This is a genomic window from Streptomyces sp. NPDC037100, assembly GCF_055606225.1.
Genome location: NZ_JBVJSX010000007.1, coordinates 396,969 through 414,677 on the forward strand (window position 1 = coordinate 396,969; position 17,709 = coordinate 414,677).

Annotated in this window: 19 protein-coding genes; 11 read left to right on the forward strand and 8 right to left on the reverse strand. The window is 72.5% G+C overall.

Features of this window, described 5'->3' with window-relative positions; translation table 11 throughout:
• Window positions 1-26: 26 nt before the first annotated feature.
• Window positions 27-1,280, reverse strand: coding sequence for an inorganic phosphate transporter (locus ACZ7EG_RS24845; protein WP_471082857.1), 1,254 nt, complete (start codon window positions 1,278-1,280; stop codon window positions 27-29).
• A gap of 286 nt (window positions 1,281-1,566) precedes the next feature.
• Between ACZ7EG_RS24845 and ACZ7EG_RS24850 the strand changes: the two genes are divergently transcribed.
• From ACZ7EG_RS24850 to ACZ7EG_RS24860, 3 genes are all read left to right on the forward strand, one after another.
• On the forward strand, window positions 1,567-2,298 hold the full coding sequence (locus ACZ7EG_RS24850; RefSeq protein ID WP_471082860.1) for a class II aldolase/adducin family protein: 732 nt from the start codon (window positions 1,567-1,569) through the stop codon (window positions 2,296-2,298).
• A 332-nt stretch (window positions 2,299-2,630) separates the two neighbouring features.
• The gene (locus tag ACZ7EG_RS24855; protein WP_471082863.1) at window positions 2,631-3,758 is read left to right on the forward strand and encodes an alpha/beta hydrolase family protein; all 1,128 of its coding nucleotides are present in this window, start codon (window positions 2,631-2,633) and stop codon (window positions 3,756-3,758) included.
• A 257-nt stretch (window positions 3,759-4,015) separates the two neighbouring features.
• Window positions 4,016-5,416 (forward strand): hypothetical protein, encoded by a 1,401-nt coding sequence (locus ACZ7EG_RS24860; RefSeq protein WP_471082866.1) that lies wholly within the window; start codon window positions 4,016-4,018, stop codon window positions 5,414-5,416.
• Between the two features lie 14 nt (window positions 5,417-5,430).
• Here ACZ7EG_RS24860 and ACZ7EG_RS24865 read toward each other — a convergent pair whose 3' ends face one another.
• Window positions 5,431-5,847, reverse strand: coding sequence for a VOC family protein (locus ACZ7EG_RS24865; protein ID WP_471082869.1), 417 nt, complete (start codon window positions 5,845-5,847; stop codon window positions 5,431-5,433).
• Window positions 5,848-6,070: 223 nt separating this feature from the next.
• On the opposite strand from ACZ7EG_RS24865, the gene ACZ7EG_RS24870 reads away from it, so the two are divergent.
• The 3 genes from ACZ7EG_RS24870 to ACZ7EG_RS24880 all read left to right on the forward strand — a co-directional run bounded on the left by ACZ7EG_RS24870 (window position 6,071) and on the right by ACZ7EG_RS24880 (window position 9,259).
• Complete coding sequence (locus ACZ7EG_RS24870; RefSeq protein WP_471082872.1) at window positions 6,071-7,669, forward strand: ABC-F family ATP-binding cassette domain-containing protein; 1,599 nt, start codon at window positions 6,071-6,073, stop codon at window positions 7,667-7,669.
• 419 nt (window positions 7,670-8,088) lie between these two features.
• The gene (locus tag ACZ7EG_RS24875; protein ID WP_010037790.1) at window positions 8,089-8,307 is read left to right on the forward strand and encodes a helix-turn-helix domain-containing protein; all 219 of its coding nucleotides are present in this window, start codon (window positions 8,089-8,091) and stop codon (window positions 8,305-8,307) included.
• Window positions 8,308-8,455: 148 nt separating this feature from the next.
• A complete protein-coding gene (locus ACZ7EG_RS24880) occupies window positions 8,456-9,259 on the forward strand; it encodes an enoyl-CoA hydratase/isomerase family protein (RefSeq protein ID WP_471082875.1) in 804 nt (267 codons plus the stop codon).
• 93 nt (window positions 9,260-9,352) lie between these two features.
• Here the strand turns inward: ACZ7EG_RS24880 and ACZ7EG_RS24885 are convergent, their stop codons facing one another.
• Window positions 9,353-10,078: a nucleopolyhedrovirus P10 family protein gene (locus ACZ7EG_RS24885; RefSeq protein WP_471082879.1), complete on the reverse strand. Its 726-nt coding sequence runs from the start codon at window positions 10,076-10,078 to the stop codon at window positions 9,353-9,355.
• Between the two features lie 87 nt (window positions 10,079-10,165).
• Between ACZ7EG_RS24885 and ACZ7EG_RS24890 the strand changes: the two genes are divergently transcribed.
• Genes ACZ7EG_RS24890 through amaP form a run of 5 tightly spaced genes read left to right on the forward strand, consistent with a single transcriptional unit; the run spans window position 10,166 to window position 12,545 of the window.
• Window positions 10,166-10,639: an Asp23/Gls24 family envelope stress response protein gene (locus ACZ7EG_RS24890; protein WP_471082882.1), complete on the forward strand. Its 474-nt coding sequence runs from the start codon at window positions 10,166-10,168 to the stop codon at window positions 10,637-10,639.
• A gap of 49 nt (window positions 10,640-10,688) precedes the next feature.
• Window positions 10,689-10,877 (forward strand): hypothetical protein, encoded by a 189-nt coding sequence (locus ACZ7EG_RS24895; protein ID WP_471082885.1) that lies wholly within the window; start codon window positions 10,689-10,691, stop codon window positions 10,875-10,877.
• On the forward strand, window positions 10,874-11,257 hold the full coding sequence (locus ACZ7EG_RS24900) for an Asp23/Gls24 family envelope stress response protein (protein WP_471082888.1): 384 nt from the start codon (window positions 10,874-10,876) through the stop codon (window positions 11,255-11,257). The genes ACZ7EG_RS24895 and ACZ7EG_RS24900 overlap by 4 nt, the downstream gene beginning before the upstream one ends.
• A complete protein-coding gene (locus ACZ7EG_RS24905; RefSeq protein WP_471082891.1) occupies window positions 11,254-11,961 on the forward strand; it encodes a DUF6286 domain-containing protein in 708 nt (235 codons plus the stop codon). Before ACZ7EG_RS24900 ends, ACZ7EG_RS24905 begins: the two co-directional genes overlap by 4 nt.
• Window positions 11,958-12,545 carry an alkaline shock response membrane anchor protein AmaP gene (gene amaP / locus ACZ7EG_RS24910; RefSeq protein ID WP_471082894.1) on the forward strand — a complete coding sequence of 196 codons (588 nt, stop codon included), beginning with the start codon at window positions 11,958-11,960 and terminating at the stop codon, window positions 12,543-12,545. The genes ACZ7EG_RS24905 and amaP overlap by 4 nt, the downstream gene beginning before the upstream one ends.
• A 25-nt stretch (window positions 12,546-12,570) precedes the next feature.
• Here amaP and ACZ7EG_RS24915 read toward each other — a convergent pair whose 3' ends face one another.
• The 5 genes from ACZ7EG_RS24915 to ACZ7EG_RS24935 form a co-directional block, all read right to left on the reverse strand.
• Window positions 12,571-13,326, reverse strand: a complete 756-nt coding sequence (locus ACZ7EG_RS24915) for an SDR family oxidoreductase (protein WP_471082897.1) — start codon at window positions 13,324-13,326, stop codon at window positions 12,571-12,573.
• A gap of 5 nt (window positions 13,327-13,331) precedes the next feature.
• Entirely contained in the window at window positions 13,332-15,110 is a 1,779-nt protein-coding gene (locus ACZ7EG_RS24920) for a glycoside hydrolase family 15 protein (RefSeq protein ID WP_471082900.1), read from the reverse strand.
• Between the two features lie 188 nt (window positions 15,111-15,298).
• Entirely contained in the window at window positions 15,299-16,096 is a 798-nt protein-coding gene (locus tag ACZ7EG_RS24925; protein ID WP_471082903.1) for an SURF1 family cytochrome oxidase biogenesis protein, read from the reverse strand.
• Between the two features lie 49 nt (window positions 16,097-16,145).
• Window positions 16,146-16,379, reverse strand: coding sequence for a hypothetical protein (locus ACZ7EG_RS24930; protein WP_078615365.1), 234 nt, complete (start codon window positions 16,377-16,379; stop codon window positions 16,146-16,148).
• 164 nt (window positions 16,380-16,543) lie between these two features.
• A complete protein-coding gene (locus tag ACZ7EG_RS24935; protein ID WP_471082906.1) occupies window positions 16,544-17,545 on the reverse strand; it encodes a DEDDh family exonuclease in 1,002 nt (333 codons plus the stop codon).
• Window positions 17,546-17,709: the final 164 nt, after the last annotated feature.

Below are 17,709 nucleotides of genomic sequence, written 5' to 3' on the forward strand. Positions count from 1 at the left end.
GACTCTTCCTTGTAACCGGTGGCGGGTCAGACCGTGGTGGTCGTGGTCGGCGTTCGCTCGGCGGTGGCCTGCGACGGGAACGAGGGGACCGGGTCCTCCGACGCCGTGGCCGTGCCACCCGCCGGCGGCGGCGTGACCGCGGCCATCGCCGTGGTGACCACGCCCGCGGGCTCCACCTCGTCGGTGTCGTTGACGTTGGTGTGGTCGACGATCTCACGCCGCGAGAGCTTCCAGATCACCGCGCTGGAGGCGACGAGGAAGACGGCCACCACGGCGGTGCCCCAGTTGCCGAAGCCGGTGACGTACTCGGCGAGAGCAGCCACCAGGGCCGCCGCCGGCAGCGTCAGACCCCAGGCGACGAACATCCGCGTCGCGGTGGACCAGCGGACCACGCCACCCTTGCGGCCGAGCCCGGCACCCATCACCGAGCCGGACACCGAGTGCGTCGTGGACAGGGAGAAACCGAGGTGCGAGGAGGCCAGGATGACCGTAGCCGCGGAGGTCTGGGCGGCGAAGCCCTGCTGCGGCTGGAGGTCGGTCAGTCCCTTGCCCATGGTCCGGATGATGCGCCAGCCGCCCAGGTAGGTGCCGAGCGCGATGGCGAGACCCGCCGAGAGGATGACCCACATGGGCGGGTCGGAGTCGGGCGCGACGGCGCCGCCGGCGACCAGGGCGAGGGTGATGACACCCATCGTCTTCTGCGCGTCGTTGGTGCCGTGAGCCAGGGAGACCAGGCCCGCGGAGGCGATCTGGCCGGCCCGGTAGCCCTTCTTGGACGCCTTGTCGTCGGCCTTGCTGCCGAGGGAGTACGTCAGCCGCGTGGCGAGCATCGCCGCGATGCCCGCGACCAGCGGGGCGGCGATCGCCGGGATCAGCACCTTGGTGACCAGCACGTCCCCGTGCACCGCGCCGACGCCCGCCGAGGCGATCGTGGCGCCGATCAGACCGCCCATGAGGGCGTGGGAGGAGCTGGAGGGCAGACCGACCAGCCAGGTCAGCAGGTTCCAGAGGATCGCGCCGACCAAGGCGGCGAAGATGACCTCGGGACGGATGCCGGCCTCGTCGACGAGGCCTTTGGAGATCGTGTTGGCGACTTCGACGGACAGGAAGGCGCCGACCAGGTTGAGGACCGCGGACATGGCCACCGCAACCTTGGGCCTCATGGCGCCCGTGGAAATGGTGGTGGCCATCGCGTTCGCGGTGTCGTGGAAACCGTTCGTGAAATCGAACGCGAGTGCGGTTACCACCACAATCGCGAGGATCAGCGAGAAGCTTTCCATTTACCCAGGCAATCGTTCGAGGTTGTTGGCTCGATGAACGTAGGGAACCTGGGTGAACGGAAGATGAACTGGGAGGGGCGCAGGGGTGACCGCAACGGGGGGTCGATATTCCGCCCCGGCCCGGCGGCCCGGCGCTCCGGCGGCCGGCGGCCGCGGGCGAACCGCTTCAGCCGGTCGAGTGACCCGTCGAGGGGTGTCAGTTCACCCGGCCGGGTGCCGCCGCCGTTGTGTACGAAGTACCCCCGTTTCTGCGGCGCTGCGAAGCGCCGCCTGGCAGGATCGCCGCATGGCTGAGCAGCGAGGCGACGAGCGGCGCACGGCGGACGTACAGGGGAGCGCGGCAGGTGCCGGGGAGCCGCTCCGCGGGACCGCGCGCCCCGAGGTGGTCCGCGCCTGGGAGGACCTCGTCACGACGGCCCGCCGGACGGTCTCGGACGGACTCGTCGTCGGCACGTCCGGCAACGTCTCGGTGCGCGTCGGGAACACCGTCCTGGTCACGCCGACCGGCGTCCCCTACGACCGGCTGACGCCGGACGACGTGACCGGCGTCGACCTCGACGGCCGGCAGGTCCTCGGCACCCTCGTCCCGACCAGCGAGCTGCCCATGCACCTCGCCGTCTACCGCACGACCGGCGCGCTGGCCGTCGTCCACACCCACGCCGTGCACGCGACGGCCGTCTCGACGCTCGTGACCGAGCTCCCGCTGATCCACTACATGGCCGCCGCGCTCGGCGGCCCCGTCCGGGTCGCCCCGTACGCCCCGTACGGCAGCGACGAGTTGGCCGAGAACATGCTCCAGGCCCTCGCCGGCCGCTCCGGGTGCCTGCTTCAGAACCACGGCACCCTCACCCACGGCAGCACCCTCGCCCAGGCCTACGACCGCACCGCCCAGCTGGAGTGGATGTGCCGCCTGTGGCTCAGCGCCTCCTCGGTGCCCGGCCTGACCCCGAGCCTGCTGTCCCGGGAGCAGCTGACGGAGGTGGAGGAGCGCCTGCGCGGCTACGGCCAGCGCGGCTGAGCCGTCCCCGGCCGCCGCGGAGATCATCCCCCTGGCTCGCTCCCGCTGGTCGTGGGGGTTCTCCCCGGCTCGCTCCCGCTGGTCGTGGGAGACCCCCGGCCCCTCCCGCTGGTCGTGGGAGATCCCCGGCCCCTCCCGCTGGTCGTGGGAGACCCCCGGCCCCTCCCGCTGGTCGTGGGAGACCCCCGGCCCCTCCCGCTGGTCGTGGGAGACCCCCGGCCCCTCCCGCTGGTCGTGGGAGATCCCCCCGGCTCGCTGCCGCTGGTCGTGGGAGATCACTCCCGGGCTCCCTCCCACTGGTCGCCCGCGCCGTCCGCCGGGACACTGGAGCCGTGCGCACTGCCAAAGCGACGGCCGCTGCCGTCACCGCCGTGATCGGGGCCGGTGTCGCCGCGGTGGCCGCCGGCCGGCTCGCCAGCGACGCCGCACTCAAGGCGCCCCCCGGCAGGCCCCTGCCCACCGAACCCCGGCTCACCGTCCACGGCACCGCCGCCGGGCAGATCAGCCTCACCCGGGACCTCGCCGCCCTGCGCCCCGGCCGCTACGGACTCTCCGGCGACGGTTCCCACGCCGTCGTCGGCCCCGTCCTGACCGGCGCCCAGCACCCGGCCGACACCGTCGTGCGCCGCTTGGAGGGCGTCACGCACGGCACGCTGAGGTCCGGGGACAAGGTCTGGCTCACGCCGAACGTGTACGTCGGCACCCCCGGATCCGCCCTCGGACTCGAACACGCCGACGTCGACGTCCCCGGCGAACTCGGCGCGCTGCCCGCGTGGTTCGTGCCGGGCAAGCGGACCACCTGGGTGATCGCCGTGCACGGCCTGGGCACCACCCGGGAACTCGCCATGAACGTCATGGGGTTCTGGCACCGCAGCCACTTCCCGGTGCTCGCCCTCGCCTACCGCGGCGACCTGGGCGCACCGCGCCCGCCCGACGGCCTGAACCACCTCGGCGAGACCGAGTGGCGCGACCTCGACGCGGCCATCCGCTACGCCGTGCGCTACGGGGCCCGGAAGGTCGTCCTGCACGGCTGGTCCACCGGCGCCACCATGGCCCTGCACGCCGCCGCGCACTCGGGGCTGCGCGACCGCGTCTCCGGGCTCGTCCTGGACTCCCCGGTACTCAGCTGGGAGACCACCCTGCGCGCCCTCGCCTCGGCCCGCCGCACCCCGGGCGCGCTGCTGCCGCTCGCGGTCCGCGCCGCCGAGGGCCGCACCGGCCTGACCGGCGACCGCGTCGCGGGCACGGTCCCCTCCGACGGGCTGCGCGTCCCGGCGCTCGTGCTCCACGGGCCGGGCGACACCGTCGCCCCCTGGCGGCTGTCGCGCCGGCTCGCCGAAGCCCGCCCCGACCTGGTCGCCCTCCGCACCGTCGCCGACGCCCCCCACGGCGCCATGTGGAACGCCGACCCGGAAGGCTACGAGGAGGCGCTCCGGCGCTTCCTGACGCCCCTTGTCTGACCCCTCTCCGGCTCACCCGCCGCCGCGCCTTTCCCGGCGGCCTCTCACGCACCCCCCGTTCACGCCCCCTTCGCCCCGTCGCAACCACGTCTCTTCCCGCTTCCCGCGGACCGGTCGCCACGATTCCGTTTAGCGTCGTACCACTGGCCGATTCCCGGCCCCTCGACCACTCCCGCGAGCCGGTGCGTTGGCCATCCCCGTCGCCCGCCGTGACATTCCGTTTGGGTTTTCGGACCGTCAACCGGAAGACTGCCCCCGTGACGTCCCGTATCCCGCGCGACTCCAGGCTCCGACTCGTCCGCCCGCGACCCCTGGCCGCCGCCCCCCCAGCGATGAACCAGCGGCGCTCGCGCCGCCCCGCGCCGCGCCCCCCGGAGGGCACCCCGGCACCGGCGGAGCTGGCCAGAATGGCTCGCTCAGGTCTTGCCGACGCGGCCCGCGTCGCCCGTTGGGCGGACGCCGCGCTCGGCCCCGGCCGGGACAGCGCCACCGACGACGGCAAGGCCACCCTCTCCGACGCGACCGCCGAACGGGCCGCCCGCGATCTGGGCCTGACCCCGGCTCAGGTCAGAGCCGACTGGGACACCGCCCGCCTCGCCGGCCTCGTCGAGGTGCACGGCGACAGCGCCCGCCCCGGCTGGCGGCTGCGCGCCTGGGACCGTGACGACAGTGCCGTGCTGCGCGGCTGGGTCGCGCTCTTCGACGCCTGGTCCCTCGCCTACCCGGAGCCCGCCGAGCACGAGCCCGCCGCCGTCGCCGAGGTCGTCTCGGCCATGCCGCAGGCGCTCTCCTTCCTCCAGCTGTCCGCCGGACCCGTCCCCGTGGAGCAGCTCCTCGACCTCCTGGAGCAGCGGGTCACCGAGCTGCGGACCGCCCGCTGCGAGATCCCCTACGGCCCCCAGCCCGAGCCGTCGGCCGAACCGGAGCCCACAGACGCCCCGCTCGCCCCGCTGCTCGACTGGGCCCTGCGCGCCCTCGCCTCCGTCGGTGCCCTCACCTACGGCGACGGCCAGGCCACCCTCACCCCCCTGGGCAGCTGGGCCGTCTGGGTCAAGCTGGAGCAGATCTGCGTCGCCGCGCAGAGCCCCGCCGGGAACATCGAGCAGGCCGCCGACGACATGCTCCGCGGGTGCGCCCAGCTGCGCCCGAACGCGGCCCGCGCCGAGTACCGGGCCTGGCTCGCCGCCCGACCGGTCGGCAGCGCCGTCACCGAGCTCCTGGGTGCCGCCCGCGGCGAGGACGCCCTGCTGCGCGGTCTCGCCTTCGAGGCGCTGCGCGTGGTCGGCGCCCCCGCCGAGCCGGACGTCCGCGGCGTGCTGGACGAGCCCACCCTCAGGCCGTACGCGCTGCTGTGGCTGGCCGAGCACGACGGCGCCGACCCCGAGGACGCCCACGAGGTCCTCACCCGCGAGGAGGCGACCTGGCTGTGGGTGGACACCGCCGCCGCCGTCGCCGACCACGGAGAGGCGCCGCTGCTGGTGCGCCACCTGGAGGCGGCGGTGCAGCCGACCATCCCGAGGCTCCTGGACGAGGTACGCGCCGTGGGGCACCCGCGCACCGTGCAGGTGCTGGTCGCCCTCGCCGCCGCACACCCCGACCCGGCCCTGGCCAAGGCGGTCCGCCGGGCCGCCTTCCAGGTGCACACCGGCGGCAACTAGGGCCCTGGGGAACGTCAGCCCGTCGTGATCTCCGGCGCGTACGTCCCGAAGCTCCACACGTTGCCCTCGAGGTCCCGGGCCATGTAGTCCCGCGAGCCGTAGTCCTGGTCCGTCGGGGGCATCAGCACCTCCACGCCGTGATCCACGGCGTGGCGGTGGTGCCCGTCCACGTCGTCCACCACCACGTACACCCCCGTGGTGCCCGCGTTCTTCATGGCCGTGTCGAACAGGCCGCCCCGGCCCTTGGTGCCCACCATCACCGCGCCGTTGCCCTGCGCCAGCTCGGCGTGCAGCACCGAGCCGTCCTCGCCCTCGTACACCGACAGCTCCGTGAAGCCGAAGGCCTCCGTGAGCTGCCGGATCGCCGCCTTCGCGTCCGCGTACAACAGCGTCGGGTAGACGCTCGGACGCCCGCCGGACGTGCCTGCCATGGCGATCACTTCCTCGTGTCTCGCGGGGCTGTCCCCCTCAGTGTTCCATCGGACGCCGGCAACGGCCTTGCGCCCGGCCGCCGGTGATCGAACACCCGCACACAGAAAAAGTGGTTGCACGCCCCCGTTAGACTGTCCCCCATGGCCATTCTCCTCGCGCATTAGACGGCGGGAACGTCCTCAGCCGTCCATCCCGCCCCCGTATCCGCCCTGGAGTCTGTCCGTGATCTCCGCCTCCGGTATCGAGCTGCGCGCCGGTGCCCGTGTCCTCATCGAAAACGCCTCGTTCCGCATCGCCAAGGGCGACCGCATCGGCCTGGTCGGCCGCAACGGCGCGGGGAAGACCACCCTCACCAAGTGCCTGGCGGGCGAGGGCATGCCCGCCGGCGGCACCATCACCCGCTCCGGCGAGGTCGGCTACCTCCCGCAGGACCCCCGCACCGGCGACCTCGACATCCTCGCCCGCGACCGCATCCTGTCCGCGCGCGGCCTGGACGTACTGATCCGCAAGATGCGTGACAACGAACAGCGCATCGCCAACGGCCAGGGCGCCACCCGCGAGAAGGCGCTCAGGCAGTACGAGCGCCAGGAGACGGAGTTCCTCACCAAGGGCGGGTACGCCGCCGAGGCCGAGGCCGCCACCATCGCCGCCGCGCTCAACCTGCCCGACCGGGTGCTCGGCCAGCCCCTGCACACCCTCTCCGGCGGTCAGCGCCGCCGTATCGAGCTGGCCCGCATCCTGTTCTCCGACGCGGACACCCTGCTGCTGGACGAGCCCACGAACCACCTCGACGCCGACTCGATCGTCTGGCTGCGCGACTACCTGAAGACCTATCGCGGCGGCTTCATCGTGATCTCCCACGACGTCGACCTGGTCGAGACGGTCGTGAACAAGGTGTTCTACCTGGACGCCAACCGCGCCCAGATCGACATCTACAACATGGGCTGGAAGCTCTACCAGCAGCAGCGCGAGGCCGACGAGAAGCGCCGCAAGCGCGAGCGGCAGAACGCCGAGAAGAAGGCCTCCGCGCTGCATTCGCAGGCCGACAAGATGCGGGCCAAGGCCACCAAGACCGTCGCCGCGCAGAACATGGCCCGCCGGGCGGACAAGTTGCTGGCCGGCCTGGAGGCCGAGCGGAAGTCCGACAAGGTCGCCAAGCTGCGCTTCCCCGAGCCCTCCCCTTGCGGCAAGACCCCGCTCATGGCCGAGGGGCTGTCGAAGTCCTACGGATCGCTGGAGATCTTCACCGACGTCGACCTGGCCATCGACAAGGGCTCGCGCGTCGTCATCCTCGGCCTCAACGGCGCGGGCAAGACGACCCTGCTCCGCCTGCTCGGCGGTGCCGAGAAGCCCGACACCGGCAAGGTCATCGAGGGCCACGGCCTCAAGCTCGGCTACTACGCCCAGGAGCACGAGACCCTCGACCCGGAGCGCACGGTCCTGGAGAACATGCGCTCCGCCGCCCCCGACCTGGACCTGGTGGAGGTCCGCAAGACGCTCGGCTCGTTCCTGTTCTCCGGCGACGACGTCGACAAGCCGGCCGGCGTCCTCTCCGGCGGGGAGAAGACCCGCCTCGCCCTCGCCACCCTCGTGGTGTCCTCGGCGAACGTGCTGCTCCTCGACGAGCCGACCAACAACCTCGACCCCGCCAGCCGCGAGGAGATCCTCGGTGCGCTGCGCACCTACAAGGGCGCGGTCGTCCTCGTCACGCACGACGAGGGCGCGGTCGAGGCGCTCCAGCCGGAGCGGATCATCCTGCTGCCGGACGGCGTCGAGGACCTGTGGGGCGCCGACTACGCGGATCTCGTCGCCCTGGCCTGAGCGACACCGAGGCGGCCGGTGCGGCCAGCAGGCCCGCCCCGAGGATCAGCGCCACGGCGGCCGGGGCCCGGCGCCCTCGCTTGATCGAAGGCGTGATCAACGGCGTATGGATCATTCGGCCCAGCGGTGATCCATCATCTGTGTGAGATCTCCTCGTACCGAGGTGTGTCCTACATCGATTTCGCGGCCGAGTCCCCGATTCTTCCGGGCTCGGCCGCGCCGCCTTTCTGACCTGGCATTTTCCGGAACAATCCGTTCGGCCGTATGGACACCACGCTTCGGAATCTCACATTCCGCATGTGGGGATGTGCTCCCGTCGTCACAACCTTGTCTCACGGACCTTGCCGAATGGGTGGCCAGGAAGGCCCGGAGGGGTGATCATGAGGAGACCAGAGCGCACTTCCCATGAGGAGGCACGGGTGGCCGAGACTCTGAAGAAGGGCAGCCGGGTGACCGGCGCCGCGCGCGACAAGCTCGCGGCAGACCTGAAGAAGAAGTACGACGCCGGTGCGAGCATCCGGGCGTTGGCCGAGGAGACCGGCCGCTCGTATGGCTTTGTGCACCGCATGCTCAGTGAGTCGGGCGTCACGCTGCGAGGGCGTGGCGGGGCGACCCGGGGCAAAAAGGCCACGGCCTGACCCCGGGTGGCCCCTCGGCTCCGATGGTGGCCACCCGGTCGGTCGACTGATCGGCCGGGTGGTTACTGTGCAGTCACTTGAGCGTGGCCCGCCACGACGGCGCAGCCGTCGTGCGGCCTCGTAAGACCGCACACATCGGAGGCGTCCCATGGCTTCGCCCGACAAGGACCTCGTTCCCGTACTCGACAAGGACGGCGTACGGCTCACCGTCGACGACGCGATCGCCACGGTGACGCTGACCAACCCGGACAAGCGCAACGCGCAGAGCCCCGCTCTGTGGCGGGCGCTGACCGAGGCCGGGCGGCAGCTGCCGGGCTCCGTCCGCGTCGTGGTGCTGCGGGCCGAGGGCAAGTCCTTCTCGGCCGGACTCGACCGACAGGCGTTCACGCCCGAGGGCTTCGACGGCGAACCGTCGTTCATCGACCTCGCGCGCGGCGCCGACGCCGAGTTGGACGCGACCATCGCCGAATACCAGGAGGCGTTCACCTGGTGGCGGCGCAGCGACATCGTCTCCGTCGCGGCTGTCCAGGGGCACGCCATCGGGGCGGGCTTCCAGCTCGCCCTCGCCTGCGACCTGCGCGTCGTCGCCGACGACGTGCAGTTCGCCATGCGTGAGACCAGCCTCGGACTCGTGCCCGACCTGACGGGCACGCACCCGTTGGTGGGACTCGTCGGATACGCCCGCGCGCTGGAGATCTGCGTGACCGGGCGCTTCGTCACGGCCGAGGAGGCCGTGCACACCGGCCTGGCCAACCTCGCCGTGCCCGCCGGCCAGTTGGACGACACGGTCCGCGACCTCGCCTCGGCCGTGCTCGCCGCGCCCCGCGACGCGGTCATCGAGACCAAGGCCCTGCTGCGCGGCGCCCAGGACCGCACGTACGAGGAGCAGCGCGCGGCCGAGCGCCAGTCCCAGGCCCGCAGGCTGCGGGACCTCGCGGGCATCGAGGACTGAGCCGCGCCCGGGGCGGGAGCCTCGCCGGGCGAGGCCCGGCCGCCGCCCTCGGGCCGCGCGGCGCGCGCCGCCGGGTCGGGGCCGGAAGCGCAGTCAGCCGATCGCGCTCACCACGACCGCCACCGTCGGGTGATCCGACAGCGTCCGCCTGACCGCCGTCCGGACCTCGCGGGCCACGTCCCGGGCCCGCTGGTCCGAGCCCACCGCCAGCTCCAGCCGGACATGGCGGTGGGGCAGCGCGGCGTCCGCGCCGGGGAGTTCATCGATGTGCACCGGGTGGCCCAGCGTGCCCGTCAGACGGAGTACGCCCGGGACTCCGAGCGCGGCGTCGGCCACCCGGGCCTCGTCGCCGCCCTCGACCCGTGCGGCAGCCGGGGGTTCGGGAAGACCCGTGGCGTCGGCCCCGGGATGCGCGGGCTCCTCGTCGTCCAGAAGCCCCGTCACTCGCAGATCCACCTCCGTCACCAGCAGGCCGAGCCGTTGGTCCGCTGCCGTCGCCAGCGTCGCCCGCAGCAGGGACGCCGTCGCCGGCAGGGGCTGCGAGGCCGTGGCGGCGAACTCCGCCGTCACCCGCAGCGGCCCGGGCGGCAGAGCACTCGGCGGAGCCGGCACGGCGGGCTCCACGGTGTCCTCCGCGTCGGCGACCGCGATACGGAGCGCGTCGAGGCGCACACCCGGCGCATCCCACGCCGCGCTCCGCAGCACCGCCTCGGCTGCGCGCTCCGCGATCCACGCGCCGTCCCGCGCGTCACCCAGCGGCAGCAGCCTGCCGATTCCCAGCTGATATCTCACTGCCTGCGTCCATCGGTCGGCCGTCATTCCTCCAGCCTGCCGTATCAGGAGCGCGCACTCACGCAACCGTGCTTACGGTGGTTCAAGGACGACGACCGAAAAGGACGTACGGCGATGACTGACATGACCGAGAACCGGGGCGGGGAGTCCGAGACGTCGGCAGCGCGCAGGAGCCCGCTGGCCAAGCGTGCGGGAGGGGACCCGGGCTCACGAGGCCGGACGACCATCGCGGACGGCGTGGTGGAGAAGATCGCCGGACTCGCCGCGCGCGACGTCGACGGCGTGCACGCCATGGGCAGCGGCCTGTCCCGCACGTTCGGAGCAGTGCGCGACCGTGTGCCCGGTGGCACCAAGTCGGTGGCGCGCGGCGTGAAGGCCGAGGTCGGCGAAGTCCAGGCGGCCCTCGACCTGGAGATCGTGGTCGAGTACGGCGTGTCGATCGCCGATGTGGCCCGCGACGTACGGGAGAACGTCATCACCGCCGTGGAGCGGATGACCGGCCTGGAGGTCGTCGAGGTCAACATCGCGGTGAGCGACGTGAAGCTGCCGGACGAAGAGGAAGAGGAACCGGAGCGCCGAATCCAGTGAGGCACGGGCCAACACACCACGACACAGCGGCTGAGGAGCTGAGGAGCGCATGAGCATGGCAGTGGTCGGCATGATCGCCGGCATGGCGCTGGCCTTCGCCGGATATTTCGGCGGATTCGGCGCTTTCCTGCTGGTGGCGGCACTGGGCGCTGTCGGCCTCGTCGTCGGCCGGTTCCTGGACGGAGACCTGGAGTTCGGCGACTTCTTCCGCCCTCGCGAACGTGAACGGCGACGGTGACGCCCGTGAGTACGGGGACCGGTGAGCTCGACAGATCTGCGACCGTCGTCCCGCCGGGTGAGCGCGGCGCGACCCGGATCGCCGACCGGGTCGTCGCGAAGGTCGCCTCGCAGGCGGCCCGCGAGGCCGTCGGCGCGCTGCCGCCCGGCGTCGGCCGGCCGTCCGCGTCCGTGGCGGTCCACCACGAGGTCGCCCACGTCCGGGTCCACGTCGAACTGGACTACCCCTGCGACATCGGCGCCCGCTGCCGCACCGTGCGCCACCAAGTCGTCGAGCGGGTCAACTCCTTGGTGGGGATGCGGGTGCCGGAGGTCGTCGTCCAGGTGGAACAACTGCACCTGACCGCGGCACCCGGAGCGGGACAGGGGAGGACGCGATGAGCGAACCCCGGGACGAGGAACGACCCCCCGAGGGCACCACGCAGCGCCTGCCCGTCCTCGACCAGCAGGAGACTCAGGAGACGGAGAACGGCGACGGAACCGACCGGTCCGAGGGGTCGGCGGCCGGCGAACCGCCACCCGCGTCCGAGGGCGAGGGCGGCCACGAGAGCCGCTTCTGGTCGGTGCGCCGCGTCCCCGCCGGCATCGTCGCCCTGCTGCTCCTGGGCCTCATCGGGCTGTTCCTCTACGACATCGTCTCGGTGCGCGCCGACCGGCCCGGCACGTACTGGCGGCGGGAACTGGCCCGGCAGCTCGCCGAACGGCCCCTCGACGACACGTGGGTGCTCGTCGGCGCCGGGGTCGCCGCCGTCCTCGGCCTCTGGCTGCTGATCCTGGCCGCCACACCCGGCCTGCGGGACGTGCTCCCGATGCGGCGCACACACGCCGAGGTACGCGCCGGACTGCACCGGGACGCCGCCGCCACCGCGCTGCGGGACCGGGCCATGGAGGTGTCCGGCGTGCAGTCGGCACGCGTGAGGGTGCGCCGGCGGCGGGCGGACGTCCGTGCCGTGTCGCACTTCCGGGAACCGGACGACGTACGAACCGATCTGGATGCCGTGCTCGCCGACGCGGTCCACGGGCTGGGGCTGTCCAAGTCGCCCTCGCTGTCGGTGCGCGTCCGGCGGCCCGGCCGGAAGGGGTGAGAGTGGTGCTCAGGACCGTCAACCGCGTGTTCCTCGGCCTGGTGGGCCTGGTCCTGCTGGTGCTCGGCGGCTCCGTCCTGGCCGTCGGCCTCGGCGCCCCGGCGCCCTCGTGGTGGATCCACGACAGCGAGCACGACGTGCTGCTGAGCTACGCCGAGCGCACCCGCTGGCGCGACGACGGCTGGTGGTGGCCGGTCGTCATCGCCGTCCTCGCGGTCCTGCTGCTGCTCGCCCTGTGGTGGCTCGTCGCGGTGCTGCGCAGGCGGCGCCTGGCCGAGGTCCTCGTCGACACCGGCGACGGCGAGGGCGCGCTCCTGCGCGGCCGGGCCCTGGAGAACGTCCTCACCCAGGAGACGGCCCACATCGACGGCGTGGACGGAGCGCGCGCCCGTCTGAAGGGCCGCCGCAACACCCCCAAGGCCCACGTGCGCCTCGAACTGGCACCGCACGTGGACCCGGGAACGGCCCTGAACGACTTCACCACCGGCGCCCTCACCCACGCCAAGACGTCGGCGGGTCTCGCCTCACTCCCGGCAGAGGTGCGGCTGAAGGGCGTCAAGCACGGCGCGGAACGGGTGAGTTGAGGACGCGCGAGCGGGTCACGGCCCCTCAGAACCCGTGCCGCGCCCCGCCGTCGACCGGCACCATGACCCCGGTCAGATAGGAAGCCGCCGGCGACATCAGGAACGCCGCCACCCGCCCGAACTCCTCCGGAGTCCCGTACCGGCGCAGCGGAATCCGCGACTCCGACGCGGCCCGGGTCGCCTCGGGATCCGCCGACAGCGCGTCCAGCTGACGTACCCGGTCGGTGTCGATGCGCCCGGGCAGGACACCGACCACCCGGATGCCCCGTGGCCCCAGCTCGTCGGAGAGCGACTTGGCGAATCCCGCGAGTCCCGGCCGCAGCCCGTTCGAGATGGTCAGCCCCGGGATCGGCTCGTACACGGACCCGGACAGCACGAACCCGATGACACCCCCGGCCTCCATCTCGGCGGCCGCGGCGCGGGCCAGCCGTACCGCACCGAGGAACACCGACTCGAACGCCGTCTGCCACTGCTCGTCCGTGTTGTCCGCGACGAACCCGGCCGGCGGGCCGCCCACGCTGACGAGCACGCCGTTGAAACGGCCCCAGTGCTCCCGCGCGGCCGCGATCAGCCGGGCCGCCGCCTCCGGGTCGGCGTTGTCGACGGCGACCCCGACCGCGTTCGGTCCCAGCTCGGCCGCCGCTTCGGCGACGGTCTTCTCGTCCCGCCCCGAGACGACCACCTTCGCCCCGTCCGCGACGAGCTCACGCGCGGTGGCGTTGCCGAGGCCCCGTGTGGCCCCGGTGACGACGTACACCCGGTCCTTCAGTCCAAGATCCATGGTTCCTATCCTGCCCCGTCCTCACCGAACAGGGCGAGGGCGGTGTTCACCAGCCCGATGTGGCTGAACGCCTGCGGGAAGTTGCCGAGGTGCCGGCCCGTCACCGGGTCGAACTCCTCGGACAGCAGCCCGACGTCGTTGGCGAGTCCCGCCAGCCGCTCGAACAGCTCGCGGGCCTCCTTCGTGCGACCCGTCATGTACAGGGCGTCCGCGAGCCAGAACGAGCACACCAGGAAGGTGCCCTCGCCGCCCGGCAGTCCGTCGACCGCGTCGTCCGTGCTGTAGCGGCGCAGGAAGCCGCCGTGGGCCAGCTCCTCGCGGACGGCGTCGATCGTGCCGATCACCCGCGGATCGTCCGGGGGCAGGAATCCGACGCGCGGGATGAGCAGCAGCGCGGCGTCCAGTTCGCGTGAGCCGTAGGACTGCGTGAAGGTGTTGCGTTCCGCGTCGTAGCCCTTCTCGCACACCTCCTCGTGCACCTCGTCGCGCAGCGCGCGCCAGCCGTCCAGGTCGCCGTCCAGCTCGGGATGGCGCTCCAGGGTGCGTACGCCCCGGTCGGCGGCCACCCACACCATCACCTTCGAGTGCACGAACTGGCGCCGGCCGCCGCGCACCTCCCACAGCCCCTCGTCCGGCCGCTGCCAGTGGGTGCGCAGGAAGTCCAGCAGGGCCGTCTGCAGCGCCCACACGTCCGGCTGGGCGGACAGGCCCGACTCGCGGGCGAACGACAGGGAGTCCATGACCTCGCCGTAGACGTCCAGCTGGAGCTGTTTCACGGCGTCGTTGCCGATGCGTACGGGGGCGGACCCGACGAAACCGGAGAGCCATGGCAGTTCGAACTCCGGCAGCCGGCGCTCGCCCGCCACGCCGTACATGATCTGCAGGTCCGCCGGGTCGCCCGCGACCGCGCGCAGCAGCCAGTTCCGCCAGGCCTCCGCCTCCTCCTGGTAGCCCGCGGCGAGCAACGCGTTCAGGGTGAGGGTGGAGTCGCGCAGCCAGCAGTAGCGGTAGTCCCAGTTGCGCACCCCGCCCGGTTCCTCGGGCAGCGAGGTGGTGGGGGCGGCGACGATGCCGCCCGTGGGGGCGTAGGTGAGCGCCTTGAGGGTGATCAGGGAGCGGACGACGGCGTCCCGGTACGGGCCGTCGTAGCGGCAGCGCGACACCCAGGCCCGCCAGTCCTCCACGCTGTGGCGCAGGGCGTCGAACGGGTCGACGAGGGGCGGGCGCGGTTCGTGGGAGGGGTGCCAGGTCAGGACGAAGGCGACCTTTTCCCCCTTCTTGACGGTGAACTCGGCGTGCGTGCCGAAGTCCTCGCCCCAGCTGGTCACCTCCGGCTCACTGCGCAGCCAGGTCGAGTCAGGGCCGGCCACCGCGACGCGGTGGCCGTCGGCCTTGCGCACCCAGGGGACGATCGAGCCGTAGTCGAAGCGCAGCTTGAGGGCGCTGTGCAACGTCACCTCGCCGTCGAGGCCCTCGACGACACGGACCAGGTCGGGGGAGCGGTCGCGTTGAGGCATCAGGTCGGTGACCCGGACCGCCCCCTGCTCGGTCTCCCACTCGGTGTCCAGGACGAGGGTGTCGCGGCGGTAGGCGCGCCGGGTGCAGCGGTCCGCCCCCACGGGCGCGATGCGCCAGAAACCGTTGTCCTCGTCGCCGAGCAGTCGGGCGAAGCAGGCGGCCGAGTCGAAGCGGGGCAGGCACAACCAGTCGACGGATCCGTCCGTACCGACCAGGGCCGCGGTCTGTTCGTCGCCGATGAGCGCGTAGTCCTCGATGCTGGGCACCCAGTGCGGGTTCCCGGCAAGTCGGCGCGGCAATCAGGGCGGGGCCGCGGGAGTGACGTGTCCCGGCCGGCGGGGCGGGGGCCGCGGGAGTGACGTGTCCTGGCCGGCGGGGCGGGGGCCCCGGGAGTGACGCATCCTGGCCGGCCGGGCGGAGTTCCGCCCGCCCCGGGCCGATCCGTCGGCGACGTCTACACCGCTGCCGGCTCGGTCTGCGTCGTGTCGGATTCCTTGGCCGCCTTCTGGGCCCGCTCGCGGGCTTCGCGGCGGGCCAGGACCACCCAGCCGACCGGGACAGCCGCGGAGAACAGCCACCACTGGACGGCGTACGCGTAGTTCAGCGCCGCGTCCTCCTTCCCGGGGTCGCCCAGCAGTTCGGGGACGTCACCCTTGGGCTCGGGGGCGGTCTGGGCGATGTAGCCGCCGAGCACCCGGGCGTCCAGCCGCCGGGCCTGCTGTTCGCTGTTGATCAGCATGATCTGCCGGTCCGGCAGGCCTTGGAGGTTCTTGATTCCGCTCGCCGCGGTCGTCTCGTCGGGCATCAGCCGCCCCTCGACGGTGACCTCGCCGCTCGGCGGCGCGGGCACCTTCGGGAACGTCGTCTGGCTCGGGCCGTCGGAGGGGATCCAGCCCCGGTTGACCAGCAGTACCTTGCCGTCGTCCAGGACGAACGGGGTCAGCACGTGGTAGCCGACCTCGTCGTCCGAGTTGGTGCGGCGCCGGACGACGACCTCGTCGTCCGTGTCGAAACGGCCCTTCGCCGTCACTGTGCGGTACCGCTCGGCGCTGGTCACGGTGTGCCCGGGCGCGGTCAGCTTCTCCACGGGCACCGGATCGGCCGACAGCGCATCGGTGACCAGCTGGTTCCGGGCGGTGCGCTCCTCGTAGCGATGCATCTGCCAGATGCCCAGCCTGATCATCGTGGGGATGAGGAGCAGGGCGATCAACGTGAGGATCACCCACTGCCGGGACATCAGGAAGCGGTACACCCCACGACCGTACAACTCGGTCGTGGGGTGCATTCAGTCGGGTACAGGGTCAGACCTTGTCGACAATTCCTGCCTTTCCCTCCGCGCGGGCGCAGTGGGCGCCGCAGTACCAGTGGCCCTCGACCTCGACACCCTGGCCGATGATCTGCACCCGGCAGTGCTCGCAGATGGGGGCCATGCGGTGGATCGCGCAGGAGAAGCAGTCGAAGACGTGCACCGCGCCCTGCGCGTGCACTTCGAAGGTCATTCCGTACTGATTGCCACATACCTCACAGGTCGCCATGCGCCACAGGGTGAGCCGTCGTCCCCGTGCGAGCGAGCGGGCGCCGGGCGAGTCGCCCGGCAATCACCCGTCCGTACGGTCACCCTGCGACGTGCGTCACCCTGGGGCGTGTGTCACCCTGCGGCGGGCGTCCCCCTGGGGCATGCGTCACGCCTGGACGCGGCTCACCCTTCCGACGCCGGCTCCACATCCGCGAGGAGTTGCCCGAAAGCCGCCTCGTCGACGACCGGCGTGCCGAACTGGCGGGCCTTGACGACCTTGGAGGTGCCCGAGTCCGGGTCGTTCGTGACGAGCAGGCTGGTCAGGCGGGACAGGCTCGTGGCCACATGCAGCCCGGCCTCGGTCGCGCGGTCCTCCAGCAGGTCCCGCTCGGTGGAGGTGTCACCCGAGAAGGCGACGCGCATGCCCTGCTTGAGCCGCCCGCCCGGCTCGTAGCGGCCGGGGTTGGGGTAGGGGCAGGCGGGGCGCTTGCGGGCCGGGCGCCAACTGCTCGGCCGGTAGCCGCCGTATCCGCCCGGGCCCGCCTGCTGTCCGATGCGGGGTGCGGCGGGGCGGTCCGTCCACTCGGTCAGCGGCCGGCACTCGTGCAGCGGCAGCCGTACGTTGTTCGCCGCCGCGGCCCGCAGGCTCGGCCGGAACGCCTCCGCCAGCACGCGCGCGTCGTCCAGGGCGTGGTGCGCCCGCTGCTGGACGACGCCGAAGTGCGCCGCGAGGGACTCCAGCTTGTGGTTGGGCAACGGCAGCCCGAGCTCCTTGGAGAGCGCGATGGTGCACAGCCGCTGCCGCACCGGCGCCTCGCGCTCGGCACGCGCGTACTCCCGGGCGATCATCTGCCAGTCGAAGACGGCGTTGTGCGCGACGAGCACACGTCCCGCCAGCCGGGCAGTGAACTCCTCGGCGATGTCCGGGAAGAGGGGCGCCCCTTCGAGCGCCTCGCTCGTCAGTCCGTGGATCCACACGGGGCCCGGGTCACGCTCGGGGTTGACCGTCGTGTACCAGTGGTCCTCGACCTCACCGCGCTCGTCCAGCCGGTAGACCGCAGCGGAGATGATGCGGTCGTCCCGGGCCAGGCCCGTGGTCTCCACGTCAACGACCGCGTACCCCTTGGGATACGCGGCCGGCCACGGCGTGGCCGAGAACACTGCGGTCGTCAGGTCTTCCAGCATGGTCACTGAGGATACGGGCCGCGACTGACACCGCCGTCCGTCAGGTGTGCCGGCCGGACTCCTCCGACACCCCCTCAGGCGTGTTGTCCGGTCTGTCCGTTCGAGGGGTGTACGTCTGATCGGTCCTCAGTCGATCAGACGTACGTCTCGCCCTCCCACGTCTG

Bases quoted from the DNA above. Each gene is read 5' to 3' on its own strand.
- ACZ7EG_RS24850 (WP_471082860.1), top strand. From the start codon at position 1,567: ATGGCTGAGCAGCGAGGCGACGAGCGGCGCACGGCGGACGTACAGGGG.
- ACZ7EG_RS24865 (WP_471082869.1), bottom strand. From the start codon at position 5,847: ATGGCAGGCACGTCCGGCGGGCGTCCGAGCGTCTACCCGACGCTGTTG.
- ACZ7EG_RS24880 (WP_471082875.1), top strand. From the start codon at position 8,456: ATGGCTTCGCCCGACAAGGACCTCGTTCCCGTACTCGACAAGGACGGC.
- ACZ7EG_RS24935 (WP_471082906.1), bottom strand. From the start codon at position 17,545: ATGCTGGAAGACCTGACGACCGCAGTGTTCTCGGCCACGCCGTGGCCG.
- ACZ7EG_RS24890 (WP_471082882.1), top strand. From the start codon at position 10,166: ATGACTGACATGACCGAGAACCGGGGCGGGGAGTCCGAGACGTCGGCA.
- ACZ7EG_RS24930 (WP_078615365.1), bottom strand. From the start codon at position 16,379: ATGGCGACCTGTGAGGTATGTGGCAATCAGTACGGAATGACCTTCGAA.
- ACZ7EG_RS24885 (WP_471082879.1), bottom strand. From the start codon at position 10,078: ATGACGGCCGACCGATGGACGCAGGCAGTGAGATATCAGCTGGGAATC.
- ACZ7EG_RS24905 (WP_471082891.1), top strand. From the start codon at position 11,254: ATGAGCGAACCCCGGGACGAGGAACGACCCCCCGAGGGCACCACGCAG.
- ACZ7EG_RS24845 (WP_471082857.1), bottom strand. From the start codon at position 1,280: ATGGAAAGCTTCTCGCTGATCCTCGCGATTGTGGTGGTAACCGCACTC.
- ACZ7EG_RS24895 (WP_471082885.1), top strand. From the start codon at position 10,689: ATGAGCATGGCAGTGGTCGGCATGATCGCCGGCATGGCGCTGGCCTTC.
- ACZ7EG_RS24915 (WP_471082897.1), bottom strand. From the start codon at position 13,326: ATGGATCTTGGACTGAAGGACCGGGTGTACGTCGTCACCGGGGCCACA.